This is a genomic window from Micromonospora sp. Utrum1 (genome assembly GCF_057197805.1).
In genome coordinates this window covers 2,088,021-2,103,890 of record NZ_CM170071.1, presented here as the reverse complement: position 1 = coordinate 2,103,890, position 15,870 = coordinate 2,088,021, and the positions used below count along the sequence as shown (strand labels likewise).

The window sequence follows — 15,870 nt, the reverse complement described above, 5'->3', positions numbered from 1 at the left end:
CAGTCAGCGCGGGCGCTGGCTGATGGAGGCGTCGCTGCGGGAAACTGCAAATCCCCGAGCGGCGTCTTCCGCGTAGGGACGTGGTGCGCTCAGGCGGAGTAGCCGCGAGTGGCGATCCAGTTGGCCATGTCGATCGTGCTCATCCAGTAGGTGTTGGAGCCGTACATGCCGGACGCGTCGGCGACCTTCACGGCACGCCCGTCGTCGCTGTAGCCGACGAGGGTGACGTAGTGGCCGCCGGAGAAGTCGTGCCAGACCCCGCTGGCGTCGGTCGCGCCACCGATGACGTTGGCCACCACGGCATGGCCGCTGCTGATGGCGTGTACGACGTCGGCCTGCAGTTGGTCCATCTGAGCGGGTGTGGCTTCCTGGCCCGTGATTTCCTTCGTCTGGTACATGTCGGCGCCAATCGCGCCGTTGAGCATGCGGGTTGTGTCGAAGGCGGAAGCCGTGCCGTGGATCGTGGTGCCCAGCCCGTCGGCGAGTTCCTCCTGGCTGGCGTCGATGTTGAGGGCGGTCAGGGCGTTGTGCACCGCGGCCGGTCCGCAGTAGTAGAAGTTGATCTGATACTCGAACGAGGTGCCCAGGATCTTCTCCGGCGGGGCCGCCGGAGCCGGATCTCGAGTGGTGGCCGAGGCCGGATCCGGCCCGGCCGCGGCTGTGGCCTTGGCGGGCGCGACATCGGCCACGACCTGCGGACCCGAGGCGGCGAGTGCCGCACTCGGGGCGGAAAGCTCATGCCCGAGAGCGCCTCCCGAGGCGGCCGTCGCGGCGGTTACCAGCGCAGCCGACAGCAGCGCCACCTTACGGCCGCGGCGCAGCGCGGTAATGCGAACACGTTCCGGAGTCATGATGCTCCCTCGGTTGAGTGGATTGGCGGACGTGGTGGACCGGATCAGCCGTAGATGCAGCGTTGGGTCGACCGGAACACATGGCGGTGAACGCATCGGCCTCGACCGGTGAGGGTGCAGCCGTCAGGGGCCATCAAGTCCTGGGAATCAGCCGACGTTCCGTTGGTGGCTCGCATGATCGCGATTGAGCGGGCTTGGCCCTGGGCATCATTGCGTTCATGCCTGACGATCGGCCGGCCGTGCGACGGTAACGGGTTCAACTGATCCTCTGCAACCGTGCCCTTTATAGCGGCTATAACTGAATTGAATGACGGAGGTATGTGCCTGCAACGGCGTCGGCGCTATTTGGTTCGACGAGGCGGAATGGACCGTACTGTGCGGGCCGCCCAAAACGCATGACGCGGGGCTGCCACTCGGGACGCGGGGAAGGGCGCCAGCCACACCGATCGGTCGGCGGCTCGTCCGGCAAGCCCCTTTACCTGAGCCGGGCCTGGCCCTCGCCCCAGCCCGACGGTCGCGGTGCCAACCGCAGCCACACACGTTGCTGACACAGCTAGCTGCTACGTGACTGAGCGTCATCCTCGCGGCGTAGGGGCAGTCAGGGAGTTGAACAGAAGGCTGGTCTGTGTGTCCCTTACCCCCGGCACGCCGCGGATCCGCTCCAGAGCGAGATCGAACTCTGACAGCGAGGTGGCACGCAATTGCACGACCAGGTCCCACACCCCGATCGTTGAATGAAGGTATTCGACCTCGGGGAAGCCCCGGATCGCGCGCACGACGTCCTGGCCGCGGTTCGGTTCGATCGAGACCATCGTGACGCCGCGGATGGCGTCACGGTCGACGTCGGTGCTCAGTTGAATCGTGAACGCCTCGATCACGCCCGAGTCGCGCAGCCGCTCGATGCGCGTGGTCACCGTGGACCGGTTGACACCTAACTCGCGCGCGAGCGCCGCCACCGGAGACCGGCTGTCGATCCGGAGAGCGGCGATGAGCCTGTGGTCTAGGTCATCGAGCATGCAGACCGCCTAACTACTCCCCACAAAATGTCGTGCGGCCAAGCATAATGCGCGCTCGTTGTTGATTGCTCCACCACATCGGCAGTACGTACGCTCAGACTGTCCGTTTGCCGGCAAGCCTGAAGCGAGTGAACCTTTCCGCGTAACGGTGTGAGTGCGGCGGGTAGCCGCCTTGGCGGTCGGTGCGGACACGCCCGAACCTGTTGCGGTGCGAGGGAAAGACGCAGAACCCCGGTATGAAGTGGTCCTCTCACAGATCAACTTCAGTAGGGGTCCTGCGTCGCCATGAGTGTCACATACACCGCCGAGCTGTCCGTGCGCGAGGAGACCGTGTTGTTCCTGTCCGGGCTCCTGCACCGGCAACGGCAGCGGCTCGGGACCCGTACCGGGACGCGGTCGCTGAGCTGCTTCAAGCAGGCGATCCTGGTGATCCGCTGGTTCCTTGACGGCACTCGGGTCAAGCAGTTGGCCATCGACAACCAGGTCAGCTCATCGACCGGCTACGCCTACCTGCACGAGGGCATCCGGGTCCTCGCCGCGCACGCGCCGGGCCTGGAATCGGTGCTGTTGGCCGCGAAGATGGCCGGCTACGCGCACGTGAACATCGACGGGACCCTGATTGAGACCGACCGGTGTCGCACCCCCGGACCGACGCCGGGAGTGGACCTGTGGTGGTCCGGCAAACACGACAACCACGGTGGCAACGTGCAGGTCGTGACCGCTCCGGACGGGTGGCCGCTGTGGACCTCACCAGTACGGCCCGGCCGGGAACACGACACGACGCCCTACGCGAACACGACATCCTGCCCCTGCTGGTCACCTGGACCAACGACCAGCGGCGGGTACTCGGCGACCTCGGCTACGAAGGCGAAGCCGACACGATCACGACCGCGTTCAAAAAGCCGAAGAACGGCACCTGCACCACCGTGCAGCAGCAGTTCAACAAGGCACACAACGGCGTCCGCGCCATCGGCGAACGCGGCAACTCCCTGCTCAAGACCACCTTCAAAGCGCTGCGCAACGTCAGCCTGTGCCCCTATAACATCGGCAGGATCACCGCGGCGGCCCTCGTACTCCTGCACGTCGAGCACAACCGCACAACCTGATCACCCAACGCCACGACCCGTTACGCGGAAAGGCTCAGTAACCATGCACGTCCCGAATCCCCGAAGGCCAGCAGCGCTCACCCACTTTGCCGGCCGCGCCGGTGATCACAACAACCGCGCGATGCAGGGATCAGGGATGATCGCCGCCGAACTCGCGGCCCGCCTGAACATCGACCCCTTCGTAGTCGGAACGCCCGAGCCCGCACTGTGCACGAACTGGGATGTCGAGTTGGCAGCGGCGGAACCCGCACTTCAGGCGATGGCCCGGCAGTATGAGCGGATCTTCCACGACGGCGGCCTGCCGATCACCGCACTGAGCCGATGCGCTGTCGCACTGGCCACCCTGCCGATCGTCGCCAAGCATCGCCCCGACGCAGTCGTCGTCTGGTTCGACGCGCACGCAGACCTCAACACACCACCGAACACGACGACCGGCTACCTGGGCGGCCTCGCCTTGAGCGGGCCACTGGGAATGTGGAACTCCGGCCTCGGCGACGGCCTCAAGCCGGAGAACGTCATCCTCTGCGGGGCCCGCGACATCGATCCACCCGAACAGTCGCTCATCGACCACGGCGTGATCACACTCGTCGAGGCCGGCCCCAACCTCCCGACAAGACTGAAGGCCGCGATCGGTGGCCGGCCGGTATACGTGCACATCGACTGCGACGTCCTGCAACCCGGCATCGTGCCGACCGACTACCTCGTGCCCAGCGGCCTCACCCTGAACGACCTCAGCGCGATCGCCGACATGATCGCCCTACACGAACTCGTCGGCATCGAGATCGGCGAGTTCGAGGCCGGACTGGACGGGACCGGCGCCCTCATCCACCCCGGGCCCCTGCTGGACGCTCTCCAACCGCTGCTCCACGATCCGGCATGCCCCGCGACTGCCATAAGCAGCCAGCGGCCGATCTTCCCGAGCCAGTTCACCAGCTCGCCCGGCTGACGTCTTAGTGTTTGGCCTCCTGGCCTGGGCGGCGTCACCCCACAGTTCACCAACTACAGGTAAAGGGACTCCGGCCGGCCTGGTCATCGCGCAGGCCTCGCCTTTCACCTGGGCAAAAGTCGTCATCAGGCGTCGTTGTTGGTCGCCCACGATCGGCCTCCGACGGCCTGGTGACGGCCTGGACCTGGTCCTCGTCGACTCGCCCGGAGCTGGCGCGCCCCGGCCTTGCCTGACCCCTCGTTTGTTAGAGGGCATCTCGTGTGGATCTGATCTGATACACGCTGGTTGCTGCCTTGCTGGAGTCGAGGATCTTGCGCCCTGATGATCGATGGATGACGACCCCTCGCCGTCCGTATCGCACCGATCTGTCTGATGCCAGGTGGGCGTTGATCGAACCGACCATGACCGCCTGGCGGGCGGCTCAAGGCGGCCTGGGCCTGAAGAAACCGGTGCATGACCTGCGGGAGATCGTGAATGCGATCCTGTACGTCAACCGGACCGGCATTGCGTGGGAGTACCTGCCCCACGACTTCCCGCCGTACAAGACCGTGCACTCGTACTTCACTCGCTGGGCCGCTGACGGCACCACCGAGACGATCCACAACCTGCTGCGCGGCAAGGTCCGGCAGGCAGCCGGCCGTGACCCGGAGCCCAGCGCGGCGATCATCGACTCGCAGAGCGTCAAGACCAGCAGCAACGTGCCCGAAGCCAGCCAGGGCATCGACGCCGGCAAGAGGATCAAGGGCCGCAAGCGGCACCTCGCCACCGACGTCCTCGGTCTGCTGCTGGTGGTGATCGTCACCGCCGCCAGCGTCTCCGACACCGCCGCCGGCCGCGACGTCATCGACCGCCTCGCCGCCACCCACCGTCACATCAGCACAGTGTGGGTTGACGCCGGCTACCGCGCCACTGCCATCGCCCGCGGCGCCGCCCACGGCATCGACGTGCAAGTCGTGCCGAAAACACCAGGCCAGAAGGGCTTCCAACCCTTGCCCAAGCGGTGGGCCATCGAACGCACCAACGGCTGGATCATGCTCCACCGACGACTCGTCCGCGATTACGAGACGTCACCAGAGCACTCCCGAGCCCACATCCACTGGGCCATGATCGACAACATGAGCCGGCGATTGACCCACGAGACGACTCCATCCTGGCGCGACGACCACCCCGAGACGGACACACCGCTACACATCTAAACGGGATGCCCTCTTAGTTCTGGGCGCTCCGTCCGACAGAGTCCGTCCATGTCTGCGCCTCGGCCGGCTGGCTGGGATTACCGTCCGTCCCCGTGCCTGCTGATGCGCCGGCGTTCGGTGCGGTTGCTGTCAGTGTTGCTGTAGACAGCTTTCTCGCCGGCCTACGCCGTAGGCGGGGCCTGGGCTTGTGCCAGGTTCTACTTGAAGTAGTGCCACCCGCCGCCGTCCGTTACCCGGGTCTCGGAGTCGAACCCTACGTCGATGCGCTCAGCGTCCGGCCAACCCTCCCGGGAAAAACAAGCGACGACCGTCTCGCGCATGCGTCCGATCTCTGCCAGCAGGTCCGCGTCGTACTCGCGGTCGGCGCGTTCCTTGCTCGGGAAGTACCAGGCGGGCAAACGGGACGGGGAACCGGCGAGTAAGACCCAGACGACGAGATGCTTACGGTTGATATCGACGGCTCCGTACCAGAACACGGACGAGAAGAGTCCGGTACTGCCATGAGCAAGCTCCCGCCGCGCTCGCTTCACAGCGCGGTTGCACTGCCTCTTCGGCGTCGGTGCGAGGAGAGACACAGCCACATCCTCGCAGAGGATCGAAACAGGGTACGGGCGTCAACAGCCGCCGATCTGGTCCGTCACGAGGTGTTTCGACGAGCTGGCGGCATCGTTGCGGTCAAGCCGACTGATACACGGTTTAGGAACGGTTTAGCGCCTGCTGAGCCATCTGCCGTCTCCCCAGGGAGTACGCGGGAAGGCTTCCCAGCGACGCGCCTGATCGTTCCGCGCATGTTCCGGATCTTGCTGTTCCGCCGCACGCCGGCTCCGGCACATGTCATATCGTCGCCCTAGCCTGCCGCGGCACTGACAGTGGCGGCCACACCTCCCTGGCCAAAAGCGGCGTATCGGCGCAAGGGAGGGAAGGGTCCGGCGAGCGTGGGCGGGTGGGGCGAACATCGGAGTCGGCACAGGCGCGAGACGTCCTGCGCGGTGAGGAGGAGTCCCGGCAGGCCAACTTCCTGGAGTTGTTCTTCGACCTGGTGCTGGTTTTCGCCCTGATCGGCGTGGTCAGCCGGGTGGTGCCGGACCTGCTCTCCGACCGCCGGCCGCCTGACCACCGCCGGTTCGCGTGCCGATCTAGGGCAGATCGTTGCTGGATGATCTCTGATCACCACGATCTGCCCTAGATCGACTCGACGGAGGCGAGCGGAGCGGTTAGCGCACGCTGAAGGCGCGGATCACGGTCTGGTCGACCGAGTTGCCCGAGCGGTCCGTGGCGCTGGCGCGCAGCGACGCGTAGGCCGCGCCCTTCGGTGCCTGCAGTTGCGCGGTCCAGGCGCCACCCGGTGCACCGTCGAGCGTCTGCTTCTGCCAGTGCCGGCCGTCGTCGTACGACACCTCCAGCGTGACCGGCCCGATCCCGCCGCCGACGGCGCCGGGCAGGTGCCCGGCGGTGACGGTCAGGTCGCTCCGGCCCTTCGCGGTGCCGGCGGCGTCGGTGTCGACGGCGTAGTCGAGCTGGAGCAGCGGCAGCACGCTCGACTCCACTCCCGCGGCCGGCGCCGCCGACCGGAACCGCCACTGCGTCTGGGTGCTGGTGGAGTACCGACCGGCGGCCGGGTCCTGCAAGGTCTTGACGACCAGCCGGTACGGCAGGTCACCCGCGTCCGGCGCGGTGCCGCTGATCCACGTGCTGCTGCCCTGGCCGAGCAGCGTGTCCCCCTGGTAGAGCTCGTTGGTCTGCGTGGCCCCGTTCAGCGCCATGCCGACGTGGTCGTCGCCGCCCCAACCGGGCACATCCAGGTTCAGGCTGTCACCCGACCGGGTGGGCAGCTTGAAGTTGTTGTTCAGGTGGGGCCGCTCGATCGGCTCGAAGAACTGCTCCGCGCCGCTGCTGCCGGCCCGGTAGTTGGTCCGCGTGTCGATCTGGTACGTGCCGGATTCCAGGTACGCCTCCTGACCCCACTGGTACAGGTCGCCGGTGGACACCCAGTCGGTGCGGACCGGCGCGAGCGGCCGGTTGCTGGTCCGGCCGATGCCCCAGTCCGAGTACGACGGCCAGTCGAAGCGGAACTCGCCACCCCGGGTCTGCGGGGCCGGGGCGTCGAAGCCCACGTCGATCCGGGCCAGCGTTTTCCTGCTCTCGGTCCGGGCCAGCTCACGCGGGATCCGGTTGTGGTAGCCCTGGGCCAGGTCGTACACGTAGTCGGCGACCGGCTGCGACGCCACCTCGAGCGTCGTCGACCCGCGCTGGATCCGCTGGATAAGCGCCTCGCCCTCGTCCGTGCTGAGCAGCGCCACCTCGATCGGGGTGGGGGTGAAGAAGTCGACCCCGTAGTTGCGTACCTGGCGCCATGGACGGTCGTTCACCACCAGCATCAGCTTCGCTCCGGCGGCGGTCGCCGCGGCGGCCTGCTCGGAGTCGCCGACCTCCCCGTTGTGCCGGACCACGACCACCTTGCCGCGGGCGTCGAGCGTGGCGTAGTCGCCCGCCGCACCGTTGCCGGCGTACACGGCCGGCAGCGTCCACCGGCCCTTCGGCAGCTGGGTGGTGCCCTCCTGGCGGACCACGTCGTCGAAGTCGACGGTCGTGGTGCCGACGCTGAGCACCGGCTGTTCCCGCCGCCAGCGGGCACCGACGTAGAAGTCGCCGTGCGTGACGTCGTGGCTGGTCGGCTGCGCCCAGAGGCTGTCGTAGAAGACGGCGCCCTCGATGAACGAGCGCCACCGGCCGTCACCCTCGGACCGGTAGTAGTCCAGCCGGGCGAACGTGTCGGAGGTCGGCTGCGGCACCAGCGACTGGACCTGCCGGGCCGCCGTGCCGTCCAGCCGCACGGTGGTGTCGGCGCGCAGGTCGATGTCCGGGTCGCCCAGCAGGGCCAGGCCCAGCGAGTTCGGCCCGTGGCTGCCGGTGACGTTGAGGAAGCTCATCGCCGAGTAGACGCCTTCGGGCAGGTTCAGCTGCAGCGTGCCGTCGGGATCGGTGTTGACGAAGGCCGGCTCGTAGCTGCCCGGCTGACCCAGCTCGATCGTGCCAGCGGCCGGCCGACCGGCGCGGTCGGTCAGTTCCATCCGGAGCTGGTGATACGGGGTGAACGTGCCCACGCCGATCGCGGTGCGGGTCAGCACGACCCGGTCCGGGCCGGTCGCGACGACCTGCCCGGTGTACCGGCTGCCGGCGCTGGCCCGGGAGGTGTCCGTGGTCAGGGTGACGGCGGCGGTGCCGTGCGCGGGTACGGTCAGCCGCGCCGCGGACAGACCGAACAGCCCGGCCGGCGCGGACGCGGCGTCCACCGCCACGTCCAACGTGATCGGCTGCCCGGTCGTGTTGGTGTACGTAACCGGGTGCGTGGTGGCGGCCGCCTCCGCGGTCTCGTGGCGCACGGCGGTGTAGACGGTGCCGGTGGCGACGATCGGGGCGCGTACCGCCGCGGCGACGTCGACCCGGCCGGTGCCGGCCTGGTACGCGTTGTACTGCGGGGTGGCCCTGGTCGTGCTGACCAGGGCGTCCTTGAGCTGCTGGCCGGTCCAGTCCGGGTGCTTCGCGGCGAGCAGAGCGGCGGCGCCGGCCACGTGCGGCGCGGCCATCGAGGTGCCGTCATGCTTCACGTATGCGCCCTCACCGGGCGCGTACTGCGAGCGGGCCGCCAGCACGCCGACGCCCGGCGCGGTCAGCTCCGGCTTGATCGCCTCGTCGCTGATCCGTGGCCCCTGGCTGGAGAAGTAGGCGAGCTGGTCGCTGGCGTCGACCGCACCGACGGTCAGCGCGGCGTCCGCCGCGCCCGGGGCGGTCACGGTGCCCGGCGCGCCGAGGTTGCCGGCGGAGACGACGAACAGGGCGCCGGTCTCCGCGCTGAGCGTGTTGACCGCCTGGCTGATCGGGTCGGTTCCGTCGGTCGGCTGGCTCGAGCCCAGGCTCATGTTGATGACCGTGGCGTCGGCGTCCCGGGCCGCCCACTCCATGCCGGCGAGGATCCAGGAGTCCAGCCCGTACCCGTCGTCGCTGAGCACCTTGCCGATGGCGAGCCGGGCGTCCGGGGCGACGCCCTTCTCCCGCCCATCGGAGGCGGCGCCGGTGCCGGCGATGGTGGACGCGACGTGGGTTCCGTGGCCGATCCGGTCGGCGAGGTCCGCACCGGGTACGAACACGGCCGACTCGGCGATCCGGTCGGCCAGGTCGGGGTGACCGGAGTCGATGCCGGTGTCCAGCACGCCGACGCGTACGCCCGCGCCGGTGTCGCCGCCGGCCCACACCTCGGGGGCGCCGATCTGCGCGGTGGTGTCGGCGAGGTCGGCGTGTACCCGCCCGTCGAGCCAGATCTTAGCGATCCCGCCGCCGAAGCGTCCGGTGCCGCCGGAGGCCCCCACGGTCGACTTCGCCGTGGCGGTGACAGCGGCCCAAAACTTGTCGGCCTGGTCGCGGTCTTCGTTCAGCGCGGCGCCCTTGATGCTGCTCAAGGTGCGGGTGCGGGTCGCCCCGGTCGGTACGGCGGCGCTCCGCAGCCCCGCCGCCGCGTCGGCGTACGAGACGATCAGCGGCAGGTGGTCCACGTGTGCGTCGTCGTACCCGTCGGCGATCAGTCCGGTGACATTGAACAGTCGCTTGTCCAGCGTGCCGGCGGCCAGGTAGGGGAGCACGGACTGCGGGTAGACGTACAGGTCGTTGCCGGCCTCCACCACCCGTACCTGGGTCGGGGCGCCGTCCGGGCGGCGGGCGTCGACGGTGCCGCCGTTCGCGTCGCGCCGGGTGGTGATCACGTCGCCGGTGATCAGCGTGACCGACCGGGTTCCGGGTGGGGTGGGCAGGTCGCTCGTCGGTGCGGCGGGGGCCGCGGCTGTCCGGCCGGGCTGAGCCGCCGGGTCGGGAGCGGCGGCCAGGGCTGGTGAGCCTCCGGTCGCCGCCAGAACCGCGGAGACCACGGCGGCGAGCCGGGCTCCACGGGGACGGGGGAACTTCACTTGTGTCGTCCTTGCCTCGTCTACTGCTCCAGTCGCCGCCTGAGGGGACGGCGCCGCCTCCGGATGCCACTGGCCGAAGTGGTTGTCACCGGGCAAGGGCATCGATCGGAGGACCGGACGAGACCGTACGCCGACAAGATCCTTTCGTATAGGAGAACTTCCTGAGCGCGGGTTGAGCTCCTTCGATCGAGCCCAAGTTACCGGGAGGTAATCATGTCGGAGGAGCCCCGCGTCGCCATCGTCACCGGAGCCGCGCGCGGCATCGGCGCGGCCACGGCCCGGCGGCTGGCCGCCGACGGGGTGGCCGTCGCCGTCGTCGACATCGAGGAGTCGGCGACCACTGCGGTTCCCACGGCGGCGAGCGGTCCGTCGGGCAGCGCCACCGGCCGTGTCCGGCGCAGAGTGTGCGCCGGGGCCGAAACGCCGACGAGCAGGCCGACAACGACGACGCAGATGCCCGCCATCTGCGTGCCAGGCGGAACGACGTGATCCTGCATGGTCATCGCGACGACAGCGGCCGGGGGCAGCAGCCCCACGGTCAGCGATCCTTGTTCCACGCCGGCCAACTGAATCCCACGAAACCAGCACCAGAAGCCGCCGGCGGTCAGGACCACTCCAAGGTGTGCCAACACCAAACCTTCAGTGCCGATCGGCATGCGCCACGAGGACGGCTCCCCGGCCATGGCAGAAGCCCCGACCAGCATCGGCACCGCCAGAACGCAGCTGTACGCGGACACGCGAACCGCTCCCAGGCGGGGCAACAGCATCCGACGCCACCCTCCCCCTGCCCGACATCTGCCTGACGGCCCTCAAGCTCAGACAGGAACAGCGCGACGAGGCCCTAGCAACAGCCGGCAACGCGTGGCACGAAACCGGACTGGTATTTACCACCCGCTATGGCACACCCATCGAGCCGCGCAACTTCCAGCGTTCCTGGCAGACGAGGTGCGAGAAGGCCAACGTCAAGCCGATCACCGTGCACGACGCCAGGCGCACCTGCGCCACGTTGCTGGCCGACCTCGACGTCCACCCCAGAGACGCACTCAAACGCCTCGGTGACTCACTCGGCCGCTGACGGAACTGCTGTACGGCAGCAGAAAGGCCACCTCCCGAAGCCGGGAAGTGGCCTTTGACTTGCGTGGGCGATACTGGGATCGAACCAGTGACCTCTTCGGTGTGAACGAAGCGCTCTCCCGCTGAGCTAATCGCCCTCAGCGCCGATGACTCTACCTGATCGAGACCCGGGACCAAAAACCGGGTCTCAGTGCGTCGCGAGGTAGTGCAGCGCCCGCGCCACGAGGTCGATCCCCAGGCTGTACTTGAGCGACAGCCACAGCACGACCGACACGAACACCAGCCCGACGGCGCCCAGGGCGCAGCGCACCGGCAGCGACCGGCTGGTGACCCAGCGCGTCCAGGCGTTGACGTGGCGGCGGGTGAAGGCGAGCAGCCGGCGCGCCCAGTGGAACTCGACGGCCCAGACACCGAGGCCGGCGATCACCAGCAGCCAGCCGGGCCCGGGCAGCGGGATGAGCGCGATGCCGATGGTGACGATGATGGCGCCGAGCACGCCTATGAAGATCTTGAGGGCGACCCGGCCGGTGGGGTTGGCCCGGATCATTTCGAGGGTGGCGTGCAGGCGCAGTCGCCAGCCGCCGCGGCGTCGCTCGGCGAGAGCGGTCCGCGGACCCCCTTCCACAGGCACCTCGTACCCCCGACTTTTGGCTGCTCGGGCCGCACCTTTCGGTGGGTGGGCCGTGGTCCTCGTTCCGACCGAGGAACCCCTCGTGACCATTTCCACCCCCAGTGTCGCCCGGGACCGTCACCCCTGCTGAGGACTGGACGTTACCGGAGTAAGTCGACGACTGAACCACCCGTTGCCGGGCGGGATGACGGATCGGGCGGAAGCGGAAATCCTACAAGAATTCTCACGTTCTCGAAGGCTTTCCGACCCCCTTCCCACCACTGGGTGAAGTCAGCGTATGGCGGAGCGTAGCCAGGAGCAGCACCTGAGTATGGGAAAAGCGGGACACGCGCGTTCCGCAGCGGTGCCGGGGGGAGAACGTCCATGAGTGTCATCCGACCGACGACCGTAGAGGTCGAGACGTCGCTAAGGCTCGTCGCGCCTGACGCCACCGCCTTGCCGGTGCGTGCCAGTCTGCGTTACGACCCTGCTGACCCGTATGCGGTCCATGTCCTGTTCCACGCCGAATCCGCCGGCGGCGAGGCGGTGAGCTGGTCGTTCGCCCGCGAACTGCTGGTCACCGGGCTCGACGAGCCGGCCGGCATCGGCGATGTCCGGGTCTGGCCGTGGGCCACCCCGCGCGGCGACTTCGTCGCGCTCGCGCTGTCGTCCCCGGACGGCAACGCCCTCTTCGAGGTCCCGCGCAGCGTGCTGGTGCGCTTCCTGCGCCGGACCTACGTCGTCGTCCCGCGCGGCCGAGAGGCCGAGCACCTGGACGTCGACACGGCGGTGAACCGGCTGCTCGCCGGTCGCTGACACGGCACACCGGGGCCGCGCGGATCTGCCGAGTCCGCGCGGCCCCGGGCCGTCGATCGCTGGGTACGGCTCAACCGTGCGTGGTGATCCCACCGTCGACCGGGATCACCGCCCCGGTCAGGTACGCGCCGGCCCGCGACGACAGGTAGATCGCCGTGCCCGCCATGTCGTCGGGGCGGCCGATCCGGCCCAGCGGCACCTGCTGTTCGATGGCCGCCCGGGAGGCCGGGTCGTCCAGCGCGAAGGCCATCATCTTGCTTTCGAACGGCCCCGGCGCGATCGCGTTGACCGTGATCTGCTCGCCGGCGAGCTGGTGGGCGAGGCTGCGGGTGAGCATGTGCACGGCCGCCTTGGTCGCCGAGTAGGCGTACACCTCCATCCACGGCACCCGGATGCCGTCGATCGAGCCGATGTTGATGACGCGGGCCGGGTCGTCGGGGGCGGCGGCCGCGCGCAGCGCGGGCAGCAGCGCGGTGGTGAGCCGGAAGACGGCCTTGACGTTGACCGCCCAGAGCTTGTCGAAAGCGGCCTCCGGGTACGCCTCGAGCGGCGCGCCCCAGGTGGCGCCGGCGTTGTTGACCAGCACGTCGAGCCGGTCGGTGCGGTCCCGCACGGCCCGGGCCAGCCCGAGCGCGCCGTCGTCGTGGCCGAGGTCGGCGGGGATCGCCTCGCAGTGCCCCTCGGCGGAGAGTTCCTTGGCCACGTTCTCGCAGACGTCGGCCTTGCGCGAGGAGATGATGACCTTGGCGCCGGCCTGCACGAAGCCGCGGGCGATCATCAGACCGATCCCCCGTGAGCCGCCGGTGACCAGCACCGTCTTGCCTTCGACCGAGAACAGATCCGTCATGCCCATCCCATCGCCGGTGTACGGGGCCGCGGGTCGGTCGGCCGACCCGGGCGCTACCGATCGGTAACCTAACCGTCCCGCGTCGGCGCCGACAAGACCCGGCCCGACCGGCCGAAACCGTCGAGATGCAACGTGCGCGCGGGGCGGTTACCGTCGGGACGATGGTCACTACCGGTCAGCTCTCCCCGGCCACCCGCACCGACCCGTCGGCGCCTCGCGTCGACGCGATCGTCACCGGTGCGCTCGCCGACCTGACGCCCGCGCCGGGCTGGCCGCGGCCGGTCCTGCTCGACGCGGACCTGCTGATCCTGGTCACCCACGGTCACGGCAGTGCGGAGCTGGATTTCCGCGCGCTGCCCTGCCGCCCGGGCACGCTGCTGCGGGCCCGCCCCGGTCAGGTGCTGCGCTGCCTCGGTCCGCAGCTCGACGCGACGGTGGTGCGCTGGGGCCCGGAGACGCTGCGCGGCCTCGACGTCGATCCGGACGCGGTGCCGGCGTACCGGCAGCTCGCCGGGGAGGACGAGGACGCGGTGATCAGCGAGGTGACCCAGCTGGCGGTGGACGCCGAACGGCACGCCGGGATCCCGGCCGCGGCGGCGCTGCTGCGCCACCAGCTCGCCGTGCTGCTGCTGCGGCTGAGCCTGCTGCCCGGCACCGACGAGCGGGCCGCGCCGCGGGCCGAGACGGAGACCTTCCGGCGACTGTGCCGCGACGTGGAGCGCGGCTACCGGCACACCCGCCGGGTGGAGGACTACGCCGCCCAGCTCGGCTGTTCGGTGCGTACCCTGACCCGGGCCTGCCTGGCGGTGACCGGCCGCAGCGCCAAGCAGGTGATCGACGAGCGGGTGACGTTGCAGGCCAGCCGACTGCTCGCCGCCACCGACGAGCCGATCGCCCGGATCGGCCGGCGGCTCGGCTTCCCCGAGCCGACCAACTTCGGTCGCTTCTTCACCCGCGAGGTCGGGGTGAGCCCGGGGGCCTTCCGGGCCGCCCGGGAGCAACCACTGCCCGTCCGCATGGTGCGCCCTCGCCCGCCCGCCGACTCCCCCGCCCCCGTCGGGCGGGCATGATGGCACTGTGCAGATCTCCGCGCGCGGCGACTACGCGGTCCGGGCCGCACTGAGCCTGGCCACCGCGTACCCCACCCTGCTGTCCACCCAGGCCATCGCGGCGGAGCAGGACATGCCGCGCAAGTTCCTCGAGGCGGTCCTGGCGGACCTGCGCCGGGCCGGGATCGTCCGGGCCCAGCGCGGCGCCGAGGGCGGCTACACCCTGGCCCGGCCGCCGCGCGACATCACCATCGGACAGATTCTGCGCGCCGTCGACGGCCCCCTCGCCGGGGTACGCGGGCTGCGCCCCGAGGAGACGCAGTACGAGGGCGCGGCGGAGAACCTGCCCCGGCTCTGGGTGGCCGTCCGCGCCGCCGTCCGGCAGGTGGTCGACGAGGTGAGCCTGGCCGAGATGGCCAGCGGGAAGCTCCCCGGCCACGTCCGCAAGCTGATCGCCCGCCCCGACGCCTGGGAGCCCCGCTGACGCCTCAGAAAGTGCTGACCACGTCGGCGTAGTCGATCTGGGCGCGGCGTTGGACCGGGCCTGGGCCGCCCGGCCGGCGGGGTCGCCGGCGAACCGGTCCCGCGCCGGGCCGGTGCGGGAACAGCTCGGGGCAGCTCGGTGGCGGGTGCGCTCACCAGGTCTCCGGCCGGCTGCCGAGCGTGGTGGTACAGCCGCCGCGGTGGTGCACCAGCCGGTCCTCGCCCGCGCCGAGCGCGAGGGGTTCGGCGAGCACGCGGGTGTGGTCGCCGGCCTCGATCCGGCGGACCACCCGGCAGAGCAGCACGGCCCGGGCGTCACCGATCAGCGGCACCCCGAACGGCCCGGTCGCCCAGCCCGGGTGGGCGGCGAACCGGTCGATCCCGCTGGTGGCGAAGATCCGCGCGACCTCCTGCTGGTCGGAGGCGAGCAGGTGCACGGCCACGTGCTCGGCGTGGGCCACGGTCGGCCAGCTCGACGACTCGCGGCCGAGGCGGAACGACACCAGCGGCGGGTCCAGCGACACCGCGGTGAACGAGGTGGCGGTGAAGCCGGCCGGGGGCAGCGACGGCCGGCGCCGGCCGCCGTGCAGGCCGGAGGTGGTGACCACGGTGACCGTGGACGCCTGCCGGCGCAGCAGGCTACGGAACGTGTCGGCGTCGACCGGACGCAGCTCGACGGTGCCGGCCGCGGGCCGGTCCACGGTGGTCACGCCGTCACCAGCTCTCGGCCGGCATAGGTGCTGGCCGCCGGGCGGGACAGCCCATTGTGCTCGCGCAGGGTGGCGGTGTACTCGTGCCGGAACAGGCCGCGCCGGTGGCGCCGGACCCCCCGGGCGGCGGTGAGGGCGAGCAGGGTGACGGCGGCGGCGAGGGCACGCCGCGGCGACTGACGGGTCGAGGGCATGGAGAGGTCTCCTG

14 protein-coding genes, 1 tRNA gene and 4 pseudogenes are annotated in these 15,870 nt (G+C 69.9%); 9 read left to right on the top strand and 10 right to left on the bottom strand.

Annotated features, from left to right (window positions below; all coding sequences use genetic code 11):
- Nucleotides 1-89: 89 nt before the first annotated feature.
- On the bottom strand, nt 90-851 hold the full coding sequence (locus AC0OLQ_RS10275; RefSeq protein WP_484531118.1) for a C39 family peptidase: 762 nt from the start codon (nt 849-851) through the stop codon (nt 90-92).
- 575 nt (nt 852-1,426) lie between these two features.
- The gene (locus AC0OLQ_RS10270) at nt 1,427-1,867 is read right to left on the bottom strand and encodes an Lrp/AsnC family transcriptional regulator (protein ID WP_484531117.1); all 441 of its coding nucleotides are present in this window, start codon (nt 1,865-1,867) and stop codon (nt 1,427-1,429) included.
- A gap of 285 nt (nt 1,868-2,152) precedes the next feature.
- Here AC0OLQ_RS10270 and AC0OLQ_RS10265 point away from each other — a divergent pair.
- The 3 genes and pseudogenes from AC0OLQ_RS10265 to AC0OLQ_RS10255 all read left to right on the top strand — a co-directional run bounded on the left by AC0OLQ_RS10265 (nt 2,153) and on the right by AC0OLQ_RS10255 (nt 5,115).
- Nucleotides 2,153-2,973 (top strand): annotated as a pseudogene (locus AC0OLQ_RS10265) (HARBI1 family protein).
- A 136-nt stretch (nt 2,974-3,109) separates the two neighbouring features.
- Nucleotides 3,110-3,919, top strand: coding sequence for an arginase family protein (locus AC0OLQ_RS10260; RefSeq protein WP_484531116.1), 810 nt, complete (start codon nt 3,110-3,112; stop codon nt 3,917-3,919).
- A gap of 332 nt (nt 3,920-4,251) precedes the next feature.
- A complete protein-coding gene (locus tag AC0OLQ_RS10255) occupies nt 4,252-5,115 on the top strand; it encodes an IS5 family transposase (protein ID WP_484528173.1) in 864 nt (287 codons plus the stop codon).
- Between the two features lie 197 nt (nt 5,116-5,312).
- On the opposite strand, the gene AC0OLQ_RS10250 is transcribed toward AC0OLQ_RS10255, so the two are convergent.
- A complete protein-coding gene (locus AC0OLQ_RS10250; protein WP_484531115.1) occupies nt 5,313-5,690 on the bottom strand; it encodes a hypothetical protein in 378 nt (125 codons plus the stop codon).
- A 368-nt stretch (nt 5,691-6,058) separates the two neighbouring features.
- Here AC0OLQ_RS10250 and AC0OLQ_RS10245 point away from each other — a divergent pair, with 368 nt between their 5' ends.
- On the top strand, nt 6,059-6,301 hold the full coding sequence (locus AC0OLQ_RS10245) for a hypothetical protein (protein ID WP_357333272.1): 243 nt from the start codon (nt 6,059-6,061) through the stop codon (nt 6,299-6,301).
- A 28-nt stretch (nt 6,302-6,329) separates the two neighbouring features.
- Here AC0OLQ_RS10245 and AC0OLQ_RS10240 read toward each other — a convergent pair whose 3' ends face one another.
- Complete coding sequence (locus AC0OLQ_RS10240; RefSeq protein WP_484531114.1) at nt 6,330-10,073, bottom strand: S8 family serine peptidase; 3,744 nt, start codon at nt 10,071-10,073, stop codon at nt 6,330-6,332.
- 213 nt (nt 10,074-10,286) lie between these two features.
- Between AC0OLQ_RS10240 and AC0OLQ_RS10235 the strand changes: the two are divergent.
- A pseudogene (locus AC0OLQ_RS10235) lies at nt 10,287-10,460 on the top strand (SDR family NAD(P)-dependent oxidoreductase); the annotation flags it as partial.
- Between the two features lie 98 nt (nt 10,461-10,558).
- Here AC0OLQ_RS10235 and AC0OLQ_RS10230 read toward each other — a convergent pair.
- Nucleotides 10,559-10,840, bottom strand: a pseudogene (locus AC0OLQ_RS10230) (EamA family transporter); the annotation flags it as partial.
- Between AC0OLQ_RS10230 and AC0OLQ_RS10225 the strand changes: the two are divergent.
- A pseudogene (locus AC0OLQ_RS10225) lies at nt 10,837-11,148 on the top strand (tyrosine-type recombinase/integrase); the annotation flags it as partial. The pseudogenes AC0OLQ_RS10230 and AC0OLQ_RS10225 overlap by 4 nt on opposite strands.
- Nucleotides 11,149-11,212: 64 nt before the next feature.
- Here AC0OLQ_RS10225 and AC0OLQ_RS10220 read toward each other — a convergent pair.
- Together AC0OLQ_RS10220 and AC0OLQ_RS10215 are read right to left on the bottom strand one after the other, a co-directional pair.
- A tRNA-Val gene (locus AC0OLQ_RS10220) sits at nt 11,213-11,284 on the bottom strand.
- A gap of 50 nt (nt 11,285-11,334) precedes the next feature.
- On the bottom strand, nt 11,335-11,868 hold the full coding sequence (locus tag AC0OLQ_RS10215; protein WP_484531113.1) for a TIGR02611 family protein: 534 nt from the start codon (nt 11,866-11,868) through the stop codon (nt 11,335-11,337).
- 273 nt (nt 11,869-12,141) lie between these two features.
- Between AC0OLQ_RS10215 and AC0OLQ_RS10210 the strand changes: the two genes are divergently transcribed.
- Nucleotides 12,142-12,573, top strand: coding sequence for an SsgA family sporulation/cell division regulator (locus tag AC0OLQ_RS10210; RefSeq protein WP_007457244.1), 432 nt, complete (start codon nt 12,142-12,144; stop codon nt 12,571-12,573).
- Between the two features lie 70 nt (nt 12,574-12,643).
- Here the strand turns inward: AC0OLQ_RS10210 and AC0OLQ_RS10205 are convergent, their stop codons facing one another.
- Nucleotides 12,644-13,420: an SDR family oxidoreductase gene (locus AC0OLQ_RS10205; protein ID WP_484531112.1), complete on the bottom strand. Its 777-nt coding sequence runs from the start codon at nt 13,418-13,420 to the stop codon at nt 12,644-12,646.
- A 161-nt stretch (nt 13,421-13,581) separates the two neighbouring features.
- Here AC0OLQ_RS10205 and AC0OLQ_RS10200 point away from each other — a divergent pair, with 161 nt between their 5' ends.
- The gene (locus AC0OLQ_RS10200) at nt 13,582-14,490 is read left to right on the top strand and encodes a helix-turn-helix transcriptional regulator (RefSeq protein WP_484531111.1); all 909 of its coding nucleotides are present in this window, start codon (nt 13,582-13,584) and stop codon (nt 14,488-14,490) included.
- A gap of 7 nt (nt 14,491-14,497) precedes the next feature.
- Nucleotides 14,498-14,953 (top strand): RrF2 family transcriptional regulator, encoded by a 456-nt coding sequence (locus AC0OLQ_RS10195; protein ID WP_189198168.1) that lies wholly within the window; start codon nt 14,498-14,500, stop codon nt 14,951-14,953.
- 151 nt (nt 14,954-15,104) lie between these two features.
- On the opposite strand, the gene AC0OLQ_RS10190 is transcribed toward AC0OLQ_RS10195, so the two are convergent.
- Nucleotides 15,105-15,662, bottom strand: coding sequence for a flavin reductase family protein (locus AC0OLQ_RS10190; protein ID WP_484531110.1), 558 nt, complete (start codon nt 15,660-15,662; stop codon nt 15,105-15,107).
- Nucleotides 15,659-15,856 (bottom strand): hypothetical protein, encoded by a 198-nt coding sequence (locus AC0OLQ_RS10185; RefSeq protein WP_484531109.1) that lies wholly within the window; start codon nt 15,854-15,856, stop codon nt 15,659-15,661. The genes AC0OLQ_RS10190 and AC0OLQ_RS10185 overlap by 4 nt, the downstream gene beginning before the upstream one ends.
- Nucleotides 15,857-15,870 lie beyond the last annotated feature (14 nt).

What these genes read in the sequence shown, in the direction of transcription:
- AC0OLQ_RS10275 (WP_484531118.1), bottom strand. Translation starts at nt 851, where the DNA reads ATGACTCCGGAACGTGTTCGCATTACCGCGCTGCGCCGCGGCCGTAAG.
- AC0OLQ_RS10270 (WP_484531117.1), bottom strand. Translation starts at nt 1,867, where the DNA reads ATGCTCGATGACCTAGACCACAGGCTCATCGCCGCTCTCCGGATCGAC.
- AC0OLQ_RS10260 (WP_484531116.1), top strand. Translation starts at nt 3,110, where the DNA reads ATGATCGCCGCCGAACTCGCGGCCCGCCTGAACATCGACCCCTTCGTA.
- AC0OLQ_RS10255 (WP_484528173.1), top strand. Translation starts at nt 4,252, where the DNA reads ATGACGACCCCTCGCCGTCCGTATCGCACCGATCTGTCTGATGCCAGG.
- AC0OLQ_RS10215 (WP_484531113.1), bottom strand. Translation starts at nt 11,868, where the DNA reads ATGGTCACGAGGGGTTCCTCGGTCGGAACGAGGACCACGGCCCACCCA.
- AC0OLQ_RS10210 (WP_007457244.1), top strand. Translation starts at nt 12,142, where the DNA reads ATGAGTGTCATCCGACCGACGACCGTAGAGGTCGAGACGTCGCTAAGG.
- AC0OLQ_RS10205 (WP_484531112.1), bottom strand. Translation starts at nt 13,420, where the DNA reads ATGACGGATCTGTTCTCGGTCGAAGGCAAGACGGTGCTGGTCACCGGC.
- AC0OLQ_RS10200 (WP_484531111.1), top strand. Translation starts at nt 13,582, where the DNA reads ATGGTCACTACCGGTCAGCTCTCCCCGGCCACCCGCACCGACCCGTCG.
- AC0OLQ_RS10185 (WP_484531109.1), bottom strand. Translation starts at nt 15,856, where the DNA reads ATGCCCTCGACCCGTCAGTCGCCGCGGCGTGCCCTCGCCGCCGCCGTC.